Source organism: Marivirga harenae (assembly GCF_030534335.1).
GTDB classification, from domain to species: Bacteria; Bacteroidota; Bacteroidia; order Cytophagales; family Cyclobacteriaceae; genus Marivirga; species Marivirga harenae.
Map to the genome: position 1 here is coordinate 2,746,147 of NZ_CP130565.1, position 19,200 is coordinate 2,765,346.

The window sequence follows — 19,200 nt, forward strand, 5'->3', positions numbered from 1 at the left end:
ATCTACCAATAATTTACTTTGCTCTCCTGACTTTATAGCATTGTAGGCAATTCTAAAACTTTGCTTTATATCTTCTAACAATGTAATTCCCGAAATATGTGGGGTAACAATAGATTTTGGATGTGCCCATAGTGGAGAGTCACTGGGTAAAGGTTCTTGTTTAAATACATCTAAAATTGCCTGTCTTAGATTTTTTTGATTTAAGGCTTCGATCAAATCTTCCTCATTCACTGAGTTTCCTCTGCCAATATTGATAAAAAGTGCATCTTCAAGTCCAGAGAAGAAGGTTTTATTAAATAAATTTGTCGTTTTTTCTGTTGCTGGTAGCGTGTTAATTATGATCGAACCAGCTTCAAGATTTTCAACTTCCATTTTATCAAATGAAATACAGACATCGAAAAACTCTTTGTTTTTGCCATTCGTATTCACTCCCACGATGTTTTTAACCATAGGCTGGAGAACCTGTGCTATATCTGTACTGATATTCCCAGTGCCAAATATAACCACACTTTGCTTTGATAAGGATTTGGGCACAACCTGCTCCCAAGCCTTGGTGGCTTGATTAATTTTGTATAAGTCGGTTTTGTTCAGATCTTTAAGAATGTAGGTTAGGCAGTATTCAGCCATCCTTTGCCCCATTTTACCTTTCGTTTTGGTTACAGTGCAATTTTCTGGAAGATCCAATTTCATAAAGGCATCTACTCCGGCTCCAAAAGAATGTATCCATTCTAAATGACTTATATCTAGCTTACTCAAAAAGTTGAAGCCAGCAACGTAATGTGAATTTGGAAGTAGTTCTTCAACTTCACTTTTGCTGCTTGCTAATAAGCAATTTAAATCAGTGAATTCATTTGCTATAAAGGCTTGAAAACCTTCTGATAAATGACCGTAGGTTAGAATGTTTTTTGTTGGCATATTGTAAATTTAACCTTTTGCAACTAAATTTCTGAAGTTAGAAGGAGGAACTAACTCAAACTTCAAATGTTCACCACTTATTGGATGCTTCAGTTCAATTAAGTTTGCATGTAACGCCACTCTTCCCAAAGGATTTTTCTTGGCTGTATATTTTTTGTCTCCCGTTACTGGGAACCCATAGTGAGCCATCTGTACTCTAATCTGGTTTTTAAAGCCTGTTTCAAGCTTAAATTCCAGCATAGAATAAGCGTTGCTTTGCTTTAGTAATTTAAAATGCGTGATGGCTTCCGTAGCGCTATCTGGAGTATTTACGATGTATACTTGATTGTGTTTATTACTTCTTAAATAGTGTTTTAAGGTTTTTTCAGAGTCTTTGATTTTACCTTCCACTATTGCAACATATTTCCTATCAATGACATAATCCTCCCAGTGGTTTTGAAGTTGTTCCTGAACCTTTTGACTTTTGGCAAACAGAAGAATTCCAGAAGCTTCTCTCTCAAGCCGATGAATAATGTAGACTTTATTTCTGGGGTCAATTGCCTCCATATGCTCTTTCAGGATCTGTACAGCATTTTTGTTTTTTTCTTTTAAAGAGGCAACTGAAAGGAGTCCTGCCTCTTTTTCAATTACAATCAAATCCTGATCTTCATAAATGATGTTCAGTTTTTGCAGCTTTACTTTTTTGGAAGGCTTTGCCCAATTGATTTGTATTTCATCCCCTTTTTTAAGTGGATGATTAAACTGTGTGATCACGTCACCATTAATTCTGATTTGACCTCCTCCCATTACGGATTTCAATAAGGGCTTTTTTCTATGAGGATAGGTGGCAATCAAATGCTTCAATAATTCTGTTTCTTCTTGAATTATATAGCTGTTTAGCTCCTGGTTGGCAGGTACTGATTTTTTATTCATTGCGTAAAATTCCGCATAAGAATTGAAGTTTACAAGTTAGTATCTTGATTATCAACAAAAAACCCTTTTAAATTATTTCAAGAGGGGTTTAAAATTTTAAATGAAAGCTTTCCGGTCTAAGTGCTCCCTTCCAATATTTAGGTGTTTTTACCTAAACAACTTCTAAATTGGCTAATATTTTCTGGTGGATTTTTGCAAGTACAAACACCGCCAAAGAGGTGTTCATTTCTATTCGCAGAAATAAAACCTGTCAGCTTTGTAGAAATTTAAGACAACAATTTCACCAATACTATCAAGTACAAACCTGAAGGGTTTTGAAGGTATCCCTAGTATGATAAAATAAGATTAATTAATTCCGGTAAATAGCCGTTCCCACCTGATCTTGCTAAAGAATGATTCGTTAGGATCCATACTCATCCAGATGAATAAGGCTTTACCCACCACATGGTCTTTAGGGACAAATCCCCAGAAGCGGCTGTCCCATGAATTATGACGATTGTCTCCCATCATGAAAAAGTAGTCTTGAGAAAAAGTATACTCTTTTACTTCTTTTCCATCAATATAAAGCTTGTCATTTTTTATCTGAACGTCTTCCAAGTGCTCATAATAACGCAGAACATCACCGTACATTAGCAAGTTTTCATGGTTAATCTCAATCTTTTGACCTTCCTTTGGAACAGTGATGGGTCCGTAAAAGTCTTTATTCCAATCAGTCTCTGGAGTTTTTGGGAAAGTAGCATCGTCAACATCACTACTATCGGTGCTTAAAATTTGACCATTTTTATAAGTAGGGGAGAAGATAATGTCATCCACAAAAGTAAGGGATTTCATCTTTTCTATTTCTTTTGGTTCAGCATGAACTCTGTAGCCATAACCTGGTTCATACATTTTATCCCAAATATTATATTCTTCAAATACTCTATCTCGAATGCTTTGTTTTGTTTTAATGAAATAGCTGAACTGCACATCTTCGGGAAGATCCGTTTTTGTATCATTGACGTATAACTCAGCATTTATTACTTGAATTTTATCTCCTGCAATACCTACACATCTTTTGATATAGTATTCCCTTAAATCAAGTGGATACTGTAATTCTTCAGGGTAATTAAAAACTACCGCATCATTTCTTTTGACTTCGCTAAATCCCGGGAGCCTTACTTGTGGCAATTGAATCCAATCGAGGTAAGCCGGAACATCCTCAGTCCCATAAAATCTTCGATGGGTCAGAGGTAATTGTAAAGGGGTTTTAGGCGTTCTGGGGCCATAATGTAATTTGCTTACAAAAAGGTAGTCACCTACCAATAAAGTTCCTTCCATAGATGGAGTAGGGATTACAAATGCCTCTAAGGTAGCCCATCTAATTAGCGTGGCTGCAATTACAGCAAATACTAACGCATCTATCCACTCTCTAAGTTTAGATTTTGGCTTGGCTGGTTTTTTCTTTTTATTGAAAAATGGAATTTTCATTTTTATAGTTTTAAGAAGTCATCAATATTAACTATCCCTTTTTGTGAAGGCAACCATTCTGCTACAAAAACTGCGCCCTGTACAAAGCCATCTCGGCTATAAGCTTCATGCTCAATGCTAATTTGATCTACTTCTGATTTATACGTTATTTTATGGGTACCAGGAATTTCACCAATTCTTTCTGAGGAAATCGGGATCTCACCAGCTTTCATTGGAGTATCATTTTTCCAACTGCTATACTTTTCATGCTCACCAATAATTCCTTCTGCCAAAGTAATGGCAGTGCCACTAGGGGCATCTTTCTTATGTGTATGATGAACTTCAAGCATGGAGGGCTTGTATTGATTTTGAGGGTTCATCAACTTGGCTAAAAACTTATTGAGTTTAAAGAATAAATTAACGCCAATAGAGAAATTAGAGGCATAGAGGAATGTCCCGTTATTTTCTTTGCATATTTTTTCGATTTCCGGCATCTTATTTAACCAGCCAGTGGTACCGGAAAGAATAGGTAATTTATTCTCCAAACAAAATTTGATATTGTCAAAGGCTGAATCAGGATGGGTGAACTCTATAGCTACATCAGCTTGTTCTGCAAGTGTTGGCATCAAGGTGTCGTTCACATCTACTGTAGCTACTAAGCTGTGTCCTCTTTGGATGGCAAACTCCTCAATGGCTTGCCCCATTTTACCATGTCCGATTAATAGAATCTTCATTATTTTAATCTAAAATTTAAAGATAAACCCGCTTGCATATCATTGTATTGACTTCGTTGAAAACTTGGTTTAATATTTAAGCTGAGGTCTTCATTGATGTTAAATTCTCGCAAATGAGCATCTACGGTGGCGTCAACAATATTCAAAACATAAAATATCCCTGCCAAAATAATCCAATAATCTCGATCTCTCTTATATCGGTCGTATCTCCTTTGAATATTTTCGGCTGATAAAAGATTGGTATAATCTTGAACCTCAGCATCATTATCGGGGTTGAGATCTTCTATTATAAAGCTAACGTTCCTAAATAGGAGGTAATTCTGATGGTTAGATTTGATTTGAGATGCGGCTAATACTCCCAAGGCGTAAACAATAGGTATTTTCCAGTACTTTTCGTTGTAAAACTGTCCCATTCCTGGTACAACTGCTGAATATAATGCAGCAAGTCTCGGGGAATGTACCGTGTCTTGTGTTTGAAATGTTTCGATATCGTCACTCCCATCTCCTAATCTTAAGAAAGTGGAATCTGTAGGCTGGTTTTCTTGCCCCATCGAAACTATTGGAAGTAGTATTATAAAAGTAAAGAAAACTAAAGTGCGCATATTACAATTCAACTGAAAGAATATCCAATATCCTATTTAAATCGTCTTTTGATAGAAATGGAATCTTGATCTCCCCCTTATTATTTTTGTCGATTTTCATACCAACTTTTGTGCCAAAGTGAGAAGAGAGCTTAGTTTGCACTTGCTTGGCTTCATATGGCATTTCCACTTTTGAAGTTTTATCCTTTTCCTTTCCTTCACCACTTGTTAACTCCCGTACTAAGGCTTCTACTTTTCGTACGGATAAATCATCCTTCAATATTTTCTTGAAAACATCTAATTGTTTGTCTACATCTTCAATATTGATGATAGCACGAGCATGTCCCATGCTAATTCTTTTATCGCGAATAGCCAATTGAATATCTGGTGGAAGCTTTAATAGCCTTAAATAATTATTGACAGTGGTTCTATTTTTTCCAACCCTATCACCCAATTGCTCTTGTTTTAGATCGCATTCTGTTAATAATCTCTGATAGCTTAATGCGATTTCAATAGAATTAAGATTTTCACGCTGAATATTCTCAATCAATGCCATTTCTAGCATTTGCTGATCGTCAGCAGTTCTTATATAGGCTGGGATAGACTTTAGTCCTGCCAATTTAGAGGCCTGTGTTCTTCTTTCCCCAGATATAAGTTGATAGCTATCTTTGCTTAACTTTCTAACCGTTATCGGCTGAATAATACCTTGTACCTTTATTGATTCTGACAATTCTTCTAGAGCTTGTTTATCAAAATCAGTACGAGGCTGAAATGGGTTCACTTCAATTGCATCTAAAGGAATTTCATTAATAGAAGCTCCTGTAGAAATATCAGTGAAATCCTTGTTTTCTTTACTAGAGGATTTCTGATCTGTATTTGAATCTTCTAAAAGAGCGCCTAAGCCTCTTCCTAATGCTTTTCTGGTTTTCTTCGCCATCCGCTATTTTCCTAATCCGTTATTGTTTATAATTTCTTTTGCTAAATTTAAATAACTAATTGCTCCTTTACTTTCTGCATCGTGAGCAATTGCAGGTAATCCAAAACTTGGTGATTCACTCAATTTGATATTTCGAGGAATCAAGGTTTCAAATACCATTTTACTAAAATGTTGTTTTACTTCATCTACTACTTGATTGGAAAGATTAAGACGAACATCATACATAGTCAATAAGATACCCTCAATTTCCAAATCTTTATTCAAACGAGTTTGAATAATCTTAATTGTATTAAGCAATTTACCTAATCCTTCCAGTGCAAAATATTCACATTGAACCGGAATGATGACTGAGTCAGCTGCAGTAAGTGCGTTAATTGTAATTAAACCTAAGGAAGGAGAGCAGTCTATGATTATGAAATCATATTTCTTACGCACCTTTTTCAAGGCATCTCGCATTCGCTCTTCCCTGTTTTTGATATTTACCATTTCCACCTCCGCACCAACGAGGTTGATGTGAGATGGTAAAATATGTAAGTAATCAAGATCAGTTTCTACTATAATATCCTGGGCATCAACTTCATCCACCATGCATTCGTAAATGCTGCTCTCTATTTCTTTGGGGTTATAACCTATTCCAGAAGTGGAATTGGCCTGTGGGTCGGCATCTACAATAAGTGTCTTATACTCTAAAGCAGCTAAACTGGCTGCAAGATTAATTGCCGATGTGGTTTTACCAACTCCCCCTTTTTGATTAGCTATAGCGATTACTTTACCCATATTTTTTATAAATTTTAGCTTTAAAAGTTATTCGGCAAGCTGATCTTTTTTTGTTTTGGTTTGTTCAAAAAATGTAAAATTGAGCAATTGTAAATATCAGCTACCAAATTTTTTAGCGAACCACAAAGATAAAATTTTATATGAGAAATAGAATGGATTTTTAATTTGCTTTAGGCAGATTTATATAAAATCTACATCAACATTCAGAGGATATTTCATTAAATATTGCACCGCTTCTTCCATAGTTAGGCCTTCAAATAATACTCTATGCAAAATTTCAGTGATTGGAGCCCTCACCTTAAAACTTTCAGCAATTTTTTTAGCTATCATTATAGTGTTTACTCCTTCGGCAACTTCTCGCATATCGGCTAGGATGGCTTCTAATTTCTCACCTTCTGCCAATCTTCTCCCAACGGTAAAGTTTCTACTTAGGGTGGAATGGGAGGTAGCCATTAAATCTCCGATTCCCGCTAATCCTATAAATGTCCTTACATTTCCTCCTAGTGCTTTACCCAAATAAATCATTTCTACCATGCCTCTACTAATCAAGAGAGAACGTGCATTTTCTCCCAAGCCTAGTCCTGACAATGCACCTGAAGCGATAGCTATTATATTCTTCAATACTCCACAAAGCTCAATTCCAATTAGATCAGGATTACCATACACTTGAAATCTGTCACTACGCAATAATTGTTGCCCTATTTGAATGACCTCGTTGAAGGGGCTTGCCACCACCGTTGCGGCAGGAAGTCCTTGAGCTATTTCTTTTGCTAAATTCGGTCCTGCTAGACAACCAATCCTCACCACTACGCTTTCATCCATGATGACCTCGCTCATGGTTTTGATATGGCGTCTTTCTAACACTTCCATATCCTCCAATTTTTTTCCTTCGGGTAAGTTAAGATTTAATCCCTTAGTGCCATGTATAAGGATATGATAAGGATATAAAAAAGGAGAAAGGTCCTTTATCATGTCCCTAAAATTTGCCGAGGGAACTACCGGAAAAATGACATCACATGAGGATGCTAGTTGCTCTAAATCATCTATGGCAGTAATGTTGTTATGAATTGGATATTCATTCCATTCTCTGTTTTTGTTTATGCTTTCACGGGCTTCTTTATTTCGGGCATAAAGCAACACCTGAGAGTTTTCAGCTAATAGATTGGCAACGGAAAGTCCAAAACTCCCTGCTCCGATTACTCCAATTGGTTTTTCAAATGTGTTTTTCGAGGCCATATCCATCTAATCTGTTTCTGTAAAAGTATAGAAGATTCATATCCATAGTTGTAATGTCACCTTCTTTGGTTTTAATTAAAGGTCGCTTTGAATGATACATACCCAAATTCAACAAGCCGTGTTCAATGATATTGTCGATTTTATCATTCATATGCTCCGCTTGCGACATTCTACCCTCACTAATTCTTTCCTCAATTTTATTTTTAATTCTCTGACAAACGGTCCTAAATTCACTAAAAGTAATCACCAAATCTTCTTCAGGAAGTCTTAGCAAAGCAAAAAGGTCTAGTTTTTTATTTCTTTTTCTAATCATTTCAAAAGCAGTAAAGGCAATCAAGTGACTTGAAAAAACACGTGCAATTTTACTGTACTGCTCAACTATTTTTTTTGAAAGCATTCTAGTGTATTCTGCTTCTCTTTGCTTATTTACTGTTATTTTATCTTGGAAAGTGAAGTAATCTTTAGGATGGATTTCCCTGCCAGTTGTATCAAAACTTCTTCCATCATCATCTACTTTATTTCCCAAAATATCCATAGGTTCTCCGATGGAAACACTAATGTCAGATCCTTTTGTAAAGAATTTGAAAAGGAATGTGATGATTTTATAGGAAGAGGAAAACTCGTCATTTTCTACATAGTAACGTTCTTGACCCTGCTTTTCCAGATATTGACGAATCAAACTGGGTGCTTCCAACACAAAGTGATAGTTCAAACTTGCTGGTACAATAAATATCTTTTCAGCATTCTCTCCAAATTCTTCGTAATTTGATCTTTGAGCTTCTATTGCAGTTCCTAGGAGACCGAGCTTCAGTTCTTTTTCTACTCTGCCATCTCTTGAGCGCGTTCCACCAGGAAAGAACAAGCTCTGGCAACCTTTCTTAAGGGCTAATGCTGAATAGGATTTTAGTGTTTCAAGATAGATCAAATTTCTTTTTCGCCTGTCTACTTTGTAGGCACCCAAGCTGTTCATGAAATATGAAATAATGCTGATGTTAAATAAATTAAGTCCAGCTCCGTAAATTACTGGTGGTAATCCTAAAGTGTAGATCACCCAGCCGATCAAAATGGAGTCAAGATTACTGGAATGTGTAGGAACAATTACAACAGTTCCTTTTTTAGCCAGTGTGCGTAACTTTTCAGCTTCACCATTAATCTGGATTTTATCGTTCATGGTAAGCTCATTGCTCCAAAAACCACCTAGTTTTTTTACTCTTGCAGCGTTTAAAAGCCTATTAAATCCAAATGTGGCAATTCCTCTGGCAAAACGATAGTGACTAGTGTTGAAATTTCCTGCAATCTCATCTGCGTATCGCTCAATGATATCGTAAAGGATTTTATTGGCTTTCTCCTCGTCTTTAGCTTTTTGTTGAGAAATCTCTAGAAGTTCATTTTTGACTTTCCCCCAAAATTGATGTTCATCATCTGGATCTACTTTCCATGGGTTTTGTCTTATTCTAGCTTTTTCTTTGTAAAGAGTCGTTTCCAGCTCTTCAATGAGTGCAGTCTTAGTTCTAGTATTATTTTTAATGCGTCCGTAAGCTTCTTCGGCTACTTCTTTGAGAAATTCCTTCCTGTTCCGACTTAATTGCACCACAGGCCACTCACGTGGCCCGGGTAAAATAGGATCATATTTTCTTTTGCTTCTGTAGCGTTTTAGCTTCATATCAGTTTAGGACAATGCTTGCTTTAAATCATAAATTAAGTCTTCTATATCTTCTATTCCTACACTAAGGCGGATCAAAGAATCTGACAGACCGATTTTATCACGCTCAGCTTTAGGGATGCTGGCGTGGGTCATAGTTGCAGGGTGTCCGCTTAAAGACTCAACTCCGCCTAAAGACTCAGCTAAAGTAAACAATTTAAATCTTTTTAGAATTTCCGTTGCTGCTTCTTTTGTATTTTCTTTTAATGAGAATGAAATCATTCCTCCGAAGTCATGCATTTGACCGCTGGCAATTTCGTGATTAGGATGCGTTTGAAATCCGGGCCAAAATACTTTATTTACTTTTGGATGAGATTTTAAGAAATTGGCCACTGCTGCTCCGTTTTCGCAGTGTCGCTGCATTCTTAAGTGCAAGGTTTTAATTCCTCTCAATACTAAGAAACAATCTTGTGGACCAGGGACGGCTCCGCTGGCATTTTGAATAAATTTTAGTCTGTGAGCTAATTGCTCATCATTTGTAGCCAATGCCCCCATTATGACATCCGAATGACCACCAATATATTTAGTAATTGAATGCATGACTAAATCTGCACCTAATTCCAAGGGATTTTGTAAGTAGGGTGTAGAAAAAGTATTGTCTACTGCTAACAAGACCTTACGTTTTTTTGCTATTTCAGAAACTGCCTTAATATCAATGATATTCATCATTGGATTAGTGGGTGTTTCTACCCAAATTAATTTTGTTTTGTCTGTAATATGTTGTGCAATCGTAGCTGCATCTTGCATGCCAATAAAATTGAAATGGATGCCAAAATCCTTAAAAATATTAGTGAATATTCTATAGGTACCCCCGTATAGGTCATTAGTACTTACAACTTCATCGCCAGGCTTTAATGTTTTGATTATTGCATCAATGGCTGCAAGTCCTGAAGCAAAACAAAATCCAAATTCAGCATTTTCTAAAGCAGCAATGCTTTTCTCTAACGCTGCTCTTGTGGGGTTTTGTGACCGACTGTATTCATATCCTCTATGTTGGCCTGGAGCGGATTGAACATAGGTAGATGTTTGGTAGATTGGCGTCATGATGGCTCCTGTAGCAGAATCTGGTTCTACTCCTGCATGAATTGCTTTAGTACCAAATCTGTACTTACTAGACTTGCTCATTAGTTACTTTTTTAATTTTGAAATTAAAAATAAACCTTATTTTCTGGTTGATGTCGAAAAGTAATTTTTCAATTTTTCAGAAATCTGATTCTTCTCTTGATATTCTGGAGATAACGAGGGCTGCCCAGGGAAGTTTTCCATGTGTAAAGTTTGTGTTGGGAATGCAAAATTAATTCCTAGCTCCTTTGCTAATTTCATTATACTCAAAAGGACTTCTTCCTTATGTTGCAATTCTTCTCCCCATGTTGGCACATCAAAGAAGATATAAAACATGATATCCAAGGAATATGCCGACATGTTATTGAAACGGATGTGATACATGTCTTTCCAAGTTTTGGGATGTTCTTCAACAATTTTCTTTAATCCATCTGTAAATGCCTCTATTAAATGAGCAGGGGTATCATAAGTAATAGTAATTGTAGTAAAAAATCTTCTATAATTCCTTAAACCATGATTGTCCACAGCCATATCAGCTAGTTTACCATTGGGTACAGTAATCAAGGAGTTTCTAAAAGTCCTGACCCTAGTTGAGCGGAAACCGACTTCTTCAACTGTTCCGTCAATATCCCCAGCAGTTACCCAATCACCGATTTGGAAAGGTTTGTCAAATAGAATCATTAGCGATCCAAAGAAGTTTTTGATGGTGTCCTGAGCGGCCAAAGCAAAGGCTAAACCACCTATCGATATACCGGCCAACAATGCTGTTATATCAAATCTTAGATTACTTAAGATGTAAAGGAATCCAATTATCACCACAAAAATCTTGAGTATCCTTTTAAGAATGGGGACAATTTGGTCGTCCATCGTAGTTTCAGTCTGAGCGGCTTTTTTCATTAAGTATTCGCCCAAGATATCAACTAATTTATAAGCCATCATTGTACCAAATAATGGTAAAAGTGCCCTCAATAATAAAATAAAGTAATGATTAAAAGTGATTGGTAGTTGTAGGACAGGGACTAGAATTATGAGAATCCCGACAATAACAAGCAAGCTGAAGGGTTTTGCGACTGGCATAATATACTCGTGCGCAATATTCCCATATCCTTTATTACTGAGGAGTTGGTATATTAACCAATCGAAAAACCAGCTCAGTAATTTATGTATAACGACACAAATGATAATGAGTAAAAGGATACTGATGTACTGCCAAGCATGTAAACCCATTATTTTCTGAGTTCCCATTTTGGGTAAAATATTCATCAGTTTGTCCGTACCAAAAGGATAAACTCTTTTATGTAATTCTGGAGTTTTCTCTATAGTCTTTTTACTGAAATACCATTTCTCATTACTTCTCTCCAAGTAAATCTCGGGAAACTCTACTTCAGATATGTAATATCTCCTCTTGTCGGTAGAATCGGCATAATTAGGATTGTCTGGGATATCGTCAACGTCAATCAATACTCCTGCACCATCCAAAACTTGTTTTAATTGAGTAACGATTAGTTTTTCATCTTTTCCTTTTAAATATTCTGGATTTAAGGTTTTTGAAGCAATTTCAGGGTGAAATTCATCTTCCTGCAGATTTTTAAGAAACGTATTGATTGTTGCTTTTGGCGAAGATAAGCTATTAGGCCCTAGTGCTTTCTCCTTATTGTCCTGCCCGCTTGTAAGTTGTGATAAAAATATGAATATGATTAAAAAGTACTTCATCCCTATATATTGAATTTTAGAATACTGAAAGTGTTTTTATGGCATTTATAGACATGCACTTCGTTATCCTTATTGTAATAGATCATGGCAATTTCATCTGCGCTCTCAATAGGTTGCTGATTTATGAGTTGACCTTCACGGGTGTAAAGATAAGTGAATGCTTGTTTTTTGTCCGTAATAGCAATAATTTCCTTATTGGGAGCCAATTCATAATATTGGATTTCCATTTCATCCTTACTGAGGTAGTCTTTTTCAAACATCATTTCACCTGATGGTTTCAAAACACTCACTCGGCTTAAATCTTGTCTTGCCAGAAGATAACTTCGTTCAGAAGCATTTTTAACAATTTTAAAAATGGTCTCTTTGTTTGGCATATACAGTTGTTCTTTTTTATCAATTTTCCCTGTAAAGCTAATTTTTACCAAAGCACCTCCGTCTGTAATGGTAACCAAATAACTACTTTCAAAGCTATTTCCAATTTCAAAGTATAAGTTATTTGATAGTCTATCGTTAATGTTGATTGGGAAATTAGGTTTCATCTCTCCATTTCTGCTCATTACTTTCACGAGACCGTTTTCCTGAAGAACTACCATGAAATCCTTGCTTCTAATCCTAATGTGTTCCGGTCTAGCAGCAATTTTATCATTCATTTTCAATGGCTTCCAGTCGCCCAAAGTATCACCATATTTGCTAGTGAGGAATATATCTCCGTTTTCTTTTGCAATTAGTAATCGATAAGTTCTGCTTTTGTCGTAGTCAATAACATTGAAATACTGATTTTCACTGGTATTATCGCCAATCACTTTAGGAAAATATTCTAAAGCAATCCCGTTTCTATCCAGCAGGTATACTTTTTCAGTTGTAGCGAATGCATATTGCAACTTATTGTTTTGATAGTAATCCATCTGGAAAACTTCCCCGATAATCGGTGCCTCCAATGGCTCAGACCATAGGATATCTCCGTTATTTGAAATGAGGTGTAGATTGTAGGCGGAGTCCTGTACGAGCGTTTCAAATAAACCTGTATTATGATTTTTCACTACGTGAGGCTTACTAATGATAGGAGAGGCTATATCAACTTGCATTAGCTTATCAAAATACTTCATTTCATTATTAACCCTATTATCAGAATGAAGCACTTCAATATTACTATAATAACGTTCATTTTCATTGCTGAATTGAAAAGCAAGCATATCAAAATTCTTTACCGGATATTCATTTTCCATAAAGTTTTTACGCCATCTTTCGTTAAGATTATCGAGAAGTAATGACCATGCTTGTGGGATATTTATGAAAATATTTAGGTTTGATTCTTGTAATGTGGATTCAATGAACTGATTTTCCTTAATAGACTTACCCCATGTGTTTTCCGTTTCAATATCTAGTATAAGTTCCTTTAAGGATTGAATATCATTACTGATAATCATATTGTCATCAATTGTAGTAAAAAAAGAGTGGGTAAAGCCTTTAAAATTTTTCCCCAACAATTGATACGGGAATTCCTTAATTAGCAATTCCCTAATTTCGTTTTCAGCATAGTACTCATAATACAAAGTATCTTGTTGCAATTTGGCGACTTCTTCTGATAATTTATTGAATTTATTTAAGCCCTCGTTTTTATCAGTCATTTTAATGAAAATAAGCTTTTTGCTCTCTTCTAAGTCCTGATTGCTATTTAGAATGACTTGAGCATTTTCTCCGGCCATAAACTGGTGAAATTCCCTAAAATCAGTTTCATATTGTTCTGCTATTAGATTTCTTTCTCGAGGATAATCCCGATCAATACCACCCCAGAACTTAACTTTTTTATCTTGAAAGGTTTGAGCATCATTAAATCTTTCATGAATGACAATCGCAGTTTTTGAAGGAAAGTAGTTTTCCAAAGTAACGTCACCCCCTGTTTGACCGCGGTAGGTATTCAAGTAGCTGATAGAATCTTGAGGAAATGTAAATCCATTTAAATACAGATCGTCACCGTCTACAAACAAATCGAGAAAGGCACCTTCCGAAAATTGTGATAGAACATTGAAGAGAATAGATTGATCAGACTTTGTAAATATTTTTACGATTTTATCAAGTCTTTCAAAATTGATATATAGATTACCTAAATCATCTTGAAAATTTGCAATTTTAAAGACTTCAACTATACTTTCTTGAAAATTTTCTTCATCCCTCTCAAGATTTCTGATAACATCTTCTACTAAAACGGGTGAGAAACTACCAACAAAATTTCCACGAAGTAATACATAGCTGAATGTTTTACCATCCCCTGTGCTCTTTAGTTCGTAAATAGTATTTTTGTTAAAAACTCTTTCAGATTTTTTGAATTCTTCAAATTTGGATTCTATTTTTTTTATTATTTCAATTTGCTCTGTATTTTTCAAGCTTTGGTAGAACACAAAGTCAAAATCATTGTTAGAAATGATTGACATCCCTATCAACAAGTGGTTGTTCCTAAACACTTCATCCAGAATTCCGCTTTTCCCAGATAAGCTGTCTAAAGCTTCAAAATTTTCCTTTAAAGATTTGAAGTATTCAATGTTTTGTAAGTCTTTCCATATTGGGTTTTCTTGGATACTATTCCAGGCACTAACTAAATTGTTGTTTTCATACACTAAAAAAGTGTTTTCAGGGACTAGAGACCATGCATCCAGACTTTTTTGTTTATCCCAATAGTAATATATTCCATATCCACTTGCTAAAATCAAGATGAATAGAAATATTATGATAAAAATTCTTCTCAAAGGTTTTTTGATTTTTATTGCTGCTATGCAAATATAGGATTATTAATAACTATGAAGGTGTTTTCGCAAGAAATATCTTAGGGTAATAGAAGGGTTGCAATTAGACTAGCACTACTTCTATTCCTTTAGACTCTAAAGTGCTAATAAACTGCTTGGAAGCACTTTTGTTAGTGATTATTTGGTCAACATCTTCTAAATCGCAAATTTTACCAAATCCTTTCTTTCCAAATTTACTAGCATCAGCCAAAACTATCGTTTTTTGAACGGATTTAATCATTTTAGCATTCAAATGAGCCTCCATCATGTTCGAAGTGGTAAATCCATGTTCTAAGCTAATGCCATCCACGCTTAAGTACAATTTACTGCAAGCGAAGCTCTGCATCATTTCTTCCGCATAATGCCCCACTACTGACGAGCTACCTTTTCGGACAACACCCCCTAATTGTACAATTTCTACATCCTTGCAGTCTAGTAAAGCCATGGTTACATTCATTGCAGAGGTAAGTACTGTTAGTTGTGCATTTTTTGGGATAGCGTGGGCAAATGCTCCAACGGTAGTACCAGAACCAATGATTATTGCTTCATTCATTATCAAGCTTTCCACCGCCACTTTTGCGATGCTTTGTTTTTCTTCAACATTTACCAACTGCTTTTCATCAACAGGCTTTTCGTTCACATAAGGCGAAACTAAAGTTGCACTTCCATGCGAGCGGTAAAGCAGTCCTTTGTCTTCTAAGAGTCTTAAATCTTTTCGGATCGTTACTTTGGTGACCTCTAAATCCTTGCTTAGTTCACTAACACTTACAAAGCCTTCTTTTTGAAGTTGGTCTAATATGAATTTGTGTCTTTCTGCAATTGTCATAGGGTTCAAAAATAAATATTTTAGTAATTAAAATAAATAAAAGGTAATAAAAAGAAAGTTTTTTAAGTAAAAAATTGGATTTTAACTTTTGTAATGTTTCTTTTTATTCTATATTTGGATAAAACGAAACAATATGAATAGAAAAGAAAACATAAAGCAAATTTCTGAAGCTGACAAAGTTTGGGATATAGCAGTGATTGGAGGTGGTTCTTCTGGGCTGGGAGTTGCTTTAGATGCTGTTTCTAGAGGTTTGAGTGTTGCATTGTTTGAAAAATCTGATTTTGCTAAAGGCACCAGTAGTAGAAGTACTAAATTAGTGCATGGTGGGGTTCGGTATTTAGCACAGGGTGATGTTTTTCTTGTATTGGAAGCATTAAGAGAACGAGGTTTATTGTTAAAAAACGCTCCACATTTGGCGCATAATCAATCGTTTGTAATACCCATTTACTCTTTCTTTGATAGGTTAAAATATACGATCGGTCTCAAAATGTACGATTGGATGGCGGGGAAATTAAGTCTAGGTAAATCAACTTTTATTTCTAAAACAAAAACTATTGAGCGCTTGCCAACCATAAAGCAAGAGGGGTTGAAAGGCGGTGTAATTTATCATGATGGGCAGTTTGACGATGCCCGTTTGGCTTTAAACGTGGCTCAAACTTGCGATGAAAAAGGTGCAGCGGTTTTAAATTATTTTAAAGTAAACCAGTTGATAAAAGATGAGGGCGGTAAAATCTCCGGACTTTCTGTTAAAGATCAATTTTCGAAAAAGAATTATGACATAAAAGCAAAAATGGTGGTAAATGCAACCGGTGTTTTTGCAGATAAGATTTTGCAATTGGATAATCCTGATGCCAAGAAAATGATTCGGCCAAGTCAAGGTATTCATCTAGTGCTAGACCAATCTTTCTTATCAGGAAAAGATGCTTTGATGATCCCAGAAACCAGCGATGGAAGGGTTTTATTTGCAGTACCCTGGCATGATAAATTAGTGGTGGGAACAACTGACACAATGAGGAAGAAGCCAAAACTGGAACCAGCCGCCTTAGAAAAGGAGATAGATTTCGTCTTGAAGACGGCACAGGAGTACTTGACTAAGAAACCGCAGAGGAGTGATGTTCTTTCTGTTTATGCCGGCTTAAGGCCTTTGGCTGCACCTACTGATGAAAGTGAAAAAACCAAGGAAATCTCTCGCAGCCATAAAGTATTGGTATCCAACAGCGGTTTAATTACGCTTACTGGTGGGAAATGGACTACTTTCCGAAAGATGGGGGAGGATACTGTAGAATATTTTACAAAGTTGACGGGTGATAGACTTCAAAAAAGTGGTTCAGCGGAGATTAAGATTCATGCGTTTTCTACGAACAAATCTAGTGATTACTTGGGTGTGTATGGTTCAGATAAAGAGGCAATTAAATCTCTACAGGATGCAAATTCAGAATGGAATCAGCTTTTGCATCCAAAATATCCTTTTACTCAAGCTGAAGTCATTTTTGCATGTAGAAATGAAATGGCCATGAAGGTAGAAGACGTATTAGCCAGGAGGATTAGAGTCCTTTTTCTTGATGCAAAAGCAAGCACGAATATGGCCCCCAAAGTTGCGGAGCTGATGGCTGAAGAATTGGGAAAAGATGAAGCATGGATAGAAAAGCAATTGAAAGATTTTAATAAATTGGCAATGCGATATCTAATTGAAATTTAAATTGGTTTATTTGATAATTATTTAGAATTCAGTTCGAGTAAGCATAGGAAGTTTTTCAAACCAGTGATTAGTGAGTCTCTCTGCGAGAACTTTATTTGAAAGTAGAAAATAGATGTATTACTATTCAGAAACATAAGAAACAATACGACCACTTCCGAGGAACTCGGAAAAGCGGGAGGGAGGAAAGTTTAGCGGGCTAGCGAGGGCAGAGAGGGTTGAAGCATTAAACTTTCTTGATTTTTTGTATCTTTTGTATCAAGACAAAAGATTGGAATGAAAATTATTGATTCAATGATTTAAAAAAAAATAGTAAAAATATCTGCTCGATAAGAATATTCAAGTAGATATTTCATTACCGTAAACTCAAATAAAACTATGGAAAAACCTCAGTATATATTATCCCTGGATCAGGAAACCACCAGTTCAAGAGCAATTCTGTTTAATGAGAAAGCAGAAATTGTTGCAGTTGCTCAAAAGGAGTTCGAGCAATTTTTTCCTCAGTCTGGCTGGGTAGAACATGACGCAAATGAAATTTGGACTTCTCAGGCTTCGGTAGCAACTGAAGCAATCACTAAAGCTAATATTACACCCACGCAAATTGCAGGAATAGGCATCACCAATCAGAGAGAGACTACTATAGTATGGGATCGGAATACTGGCAAACCTATTCACAAAGCAATAGTCTGGCAAGATAGAAGAACTGCTGCTTATTGTAATGACCTTAAAAAGAAAACAGGTTTATCAGAAAAAGTCAATGATAAAACAGGATTGATAATTGACGCTTATTTTTCAGCTACTAAAATAAAATGGATTTTAGATAATGTTGAAGGAGCAAAAGAAAAAGCTGAAAAGGGTGATTTATGTTTCGGTACAGTGGATAGCTGGTTGGTCTATAAATTAACAAGCGGAAAACATCATTATACTGATATTACTAATGCTAGTCGCACCATGATTTTTAATATTCATGAAAAAAAGTGGGACAAAGAATTACTGGATTTGTTTGAAATTCCTGAATCTATGTTGCCTGAGGTGAAGGCTAGTAGCGAAGTTTATTGTACGACTGCTGGGGATCTGTTCTCACATAAAATCCCTATCGCAGGAATAGCTGGTGACCAACAAGCAGCTTTGTTTGGACAACTTTGCTCGGAAAAAGGAATGGCTAAAACCACCTATGGAACGGGTTGCTTTTTAGTGATGAATACAGGAGACGAACCCGTGAAATCGAAGAATAAATTATTGACTACCGTGGCTTGGCAAATAGGAGATAAGGTTCAATATGCTTTAGAAGGCAGTGTTTTTATAGGAGGAGCAGCCATTCAATGGTTAAGAGATGGACTAGAGCTTTTCCGCAAAGCAAGTGAGTCGGAAGCTTTGGCCACTTCTTTAAAGAATAATGAAGGCGTTTATTTTGTACCCGCTTTAACAGGATTAGGAGCACCTTATTGGAATCAAGATGCTAGAGGTACATTTTTTGGAATTACCCGAGGAACTACGAAAGCTCATATGGCAAGAGCAGCATTGGAAGCCATTGCCTATCAAGTAAATGATGTTTTGGCAGCCATGGAAAAAGATGCTGGACATAAAACCCAAGAAATGCGAGTGGATGGTGGTGCTTCCGAAAATAATTTCTTGATGCAGTTTCAATCTGATTTGGTCGATTGTACTATTACTCGACCTAAAATTACTGAGACTACTGCAGTGGGTGCCGCATTTTTAGCAGGGCTAGCAGTGGGCTACTGGAAAGATATGGAGGCCTTGCAATCCCTTTGGGAAGCCGAGCAATCCTATAATCCTGAAATGGATAAAGAAGAAGTTAAAAAATTATTGCATTTTTGGCATAAGGCGGTGGACCGAAGTCAGGATTGGTTAGAATCATAAAA

Annotated in this window: 14 protein-coding genes and 1 pseudogene; 2 read left to right on the plus strand and 13 right to left on the minus strand. The window is 36.1% G+C overall.

The features are described from left to right. Positions 1-102: 102 nt before the first annotated feature. The 13 genes and pseudogenes from Q3Y49_RS11915 to Q3Y49_RS11975 form a co-directional block, all read right to left on the minus strand. Positions 103-915, minus strand: a pseudogene (locus Q3Y49_RS11915) (NAD(P)-dependent oxidoreductase); the annotation flags it as partial. A 9-nt stretch (positions 916-924) separates the two neighbouring features. After that, positions 925-1,827: an RluA family pseudouridine synthase gene (locus Q3Y49_RS11920; RefSeq protein WP_303268428.1), complete on the minus strand. Its 903-nt coding sequence runs from the start codon at positions 1,825-1,827 to the stop codon at positions 925-927. A 345-nt stretch (positions 1,828-2,172) separates the two neighbouring features. Continuing rightward, complete coding sequence (gene lepB, locus Q3Y49_RS11925; protein ID WP_303268430.1) at positions 2,173-3,294, minus strand: signal peptidase I; 1,122 nt, start codon at positions 3,292-3,294, stop codon at positions 2,173-2,175. A 2-nt stretch (positions 3,295-3,296) separates the two neighbouring features. After that, on the minus strand, positions 3,297-4,007 hold the full coding sequence (gene dapB, locus Q3Y49_RS11930) for a 4-hydroxy-tetrahydrodipicolinate reductase (protein ID WP_303268431.1): 711 nt from the start codon (positions 4,005-4,007) through the stop codon (positions 3,297-3,299). Then, positions 4,007-4,609, minus strand: a complete 603-nt coding sequence (locus tag Q3Y49_RS11935) for a DUF5683 domain-containing protein (protein WP_303268433.1) — start codon at positions 4,607-4,609, stop codon at positions 4,007-4,009. The genes dapB and Q3Y49_RS11935 overlap by 1 nt, the downstream gene beginning before the upstream one ends. Position 4,610: 1 nt before the next feature. Further along, positions 4,611-5,525, minus strand: coding sequence for a ParB/RepB/Spo0J family partition protein (locus Q3Y49_RS11940; protein ID WP_303268434.1), 915 nt, complete (start codon positions 5,523-5,525; stop codon positions 4,611-4,613). A gap of 3 nt (positions 5,526-5,528) precedes the next feature. Further along, positions 5,529-6,302, minus strand: coding sequence for a ParA family protein (locus Q3Y49_RS11945; RefSeq protein WP_013455864.1), 774 nt, complete (start codon positions 6,300-6,302; stop codon positions 5,529-5,531). 180 nt (positions 6,303-6,482) lie between these two features. Continuing rightward, positions 6,483-7,538 (minus strand): NAD(P)H-dependent glycerol-3-phosphate dehydrogenase, encoded by a 1,056-nt coding sequence (locus tag Q3Y49_RS11950; RefSeq protein ID WP_303272104.1) that lies wholly within the window; start codon positions 7,536-7,538, stop codon positions 6,483-6,485. Then, complete coding sequence (locus Q3Y49_RS11955) at positions 7,516-9,201, minus strand: 1-acyl-sn-glycerol-3-phosphate acyltransferase (RefSeq protein WP_303268435.1); 1,686 nt, start codon at positions 9,199-9,201, stop codon at positions 7,516-7,518. Before Q3Y49_RS11955 ends, Q3Y49_RS11950 begins: the two co-directional genes overlap by 23 nt. Positions 9,202-9,207: 6 nt before the next feature. Next, positions 9,208-10,365: a cystathionine gamma-synthase gene (locus Q3Y49_RS11960; RefSeq protein ID WP_303268436.1), complete on the minus strand. Its 1,158-nt coding sequence runs from the start codon at positions 10,363-10,365 to the stop codon at positions 9,208-9,210. A 36-nt stretch (positions 10,366-10,401) separates the two neighbouring features. Then, positions 10,402-12,015 (minus strand): mechanosensitive ion channel family protein, encoded by a 1,614-nt coding sequence (locus Q3Y49_RS11965; protein ID WP_303268437.1) that lies wholly within the window; start codon positions 12,013-12,015, stop codon positions 10,402-10,404. A gap of 2 nt (positions 12,016-12,017) precedes the next feature. Beyond that, positions 12,018-14,759 carry a hypothetical protein gene (locus Q3Y49_RS11970; RefSeq protein WP_303268438.1) on the minus strand — a complete coding sequence of 914 codons (2,742 nt, stop codon included), beginning with the start codon at positions 14,757-14,759 and terminating at the stop codon, positions 12,018-12,020. A 100-nt stretch (positions 14,760-14,859) separates the two neighbouring features. Further along, entirely contained in the window at positions 14,860-15,621 is a 762-nt protein-coding gene (locus tag Q3Y49_RS11975; protein ID WP_303268440.1) for a DeoR/GlpR family DNA-binding transcription regulator, read from the minus strand. Between the two features lie 133 nt (positions 15,622-15,754). Here Q3Y49_RS11975 and Q3Y49_RS11980 point away from each other — a divergent pair, with 133 nt between their 5' ends. Further along, entirely contained in the window at positions 15,755-17,320 is a 1,566-nt protein-coding gene (locus Q3Y49_RS11980; RefSeq protein ID WP_303268441.1) for a glycerol-3-phosphate dehydrogenase/oxidase, read from the plus strand. A 375-nt stretch (positions 17,321-17,695) separates the two neighbouring features. Then, positions 17,696-19,198 (plus strand): glycerol kinase GlpK, encoded by a 1,503-nt coding sequence (gene glpK / locus Q3Y49_RS11985; protein WP_303268443.1) that lies wholly within the window; start codon positions 17,696-17,698, stop codon positions 19,196-19,198. The last annotated feature ends 2 nt before the right edge of the window (positions 19,199-19,200 follow it).

Excerpts from the sequence above, each read along its gene's own strand:
- Q3Y49_RS11920 (WP_303268428.1), bottom strand. The coding sequence starts at position 1,827 with ATGAATAAAAAATCAGTACCTGCCAACCAGGAGCTAAACAGCTATATA.
- lepB (WP_303268430.1), bottom strand. The coding sequence starts at position 3,294 with ATGAAAATTCCATTTTTCAATAAAAAGAAAAAACCAGCCAAGCCAAAA.
- dapB (WP_303268431.1), bottom strand. The coding sequence starts at position 4,007 with ATGAAGATTCTATTAATCGGACATGGTAAAATGGGGCAAGCCATTGAG.
- Q3Y49_RS11935 (WP_303268433.1), bottom strand. The coding sequence starts at position 4,609 with ATGCGCACTTTAGTTTTCTTTACTTTTATAATACTACTTCCAATAGTT.
- Q3Y49_RS11940 (WP_303268434.1), bottom strand. The coding sequence starts at position 5,525 with ATGGCGAAGAAAACCAGAAAAGCATTAGGAAGAGGCTTAGGCGCTCTT.
- Q3Y49_RS11945 (WP_013455864.1), bottom strand. The coding sequence starts at position 6,302 with ATGGGTAAAGTAATCGCTATAGCTAATCAAAAAGGGGGAGTTGGTAAA.
- Q3Y49_RS11950 (WP_303272104.1), bottom strand. The coding sequence starts at position 7,538 with ATGGCCTCGAAAAACACATTTGAAAAACCAATTGGAGTAATCGGAGCA.
- Q3Y49_RS11955 (WP_303268435.1), bottom strand. The coding sequence starts at position 9,201 with ATGAAGCTAAAACGCTACAGAAGCAAAAGAAAATATGATCCTATTTTA.
- Q3Y49_RS11960 (WP_303268436.1), bottom strand. The coding sequence starts at position 10,365 with ATGAGCAAGTCTAGTAAGTACAGATTTGGTACTAAAGCAATTCATGCA.
- Q3Y49_RS11965 (WP_303268437.1), bottom strand. The coding sequence starts at position 12,015 with ATGAAGTACTTTTTAATCATATTCATATTTTTATCACAACTTACAAGC.
- Q3Y49_RS11975 (WP_303268440.1), bottom strand. The coding sequence starts at position 15,621 with ATGACAATTGCAGAAAGACACAAATTCATATTAGACCAACTTCAAAAA.
- Q3Y49_RS11980 (WP_303268441.1), top strand. The coding sequence starts at position 15,755 with ATGAATAGAAAAGAAAACATAAAGCAAATTTCTGAAGCTGACAAAGTT.
- glpK (WP_303268443.1), top strand. The coding sequence starts at position 17,696 with ATGGAAAAACCTCAGTATATATTATCCCTGGATCAGGAAACCACCAGT.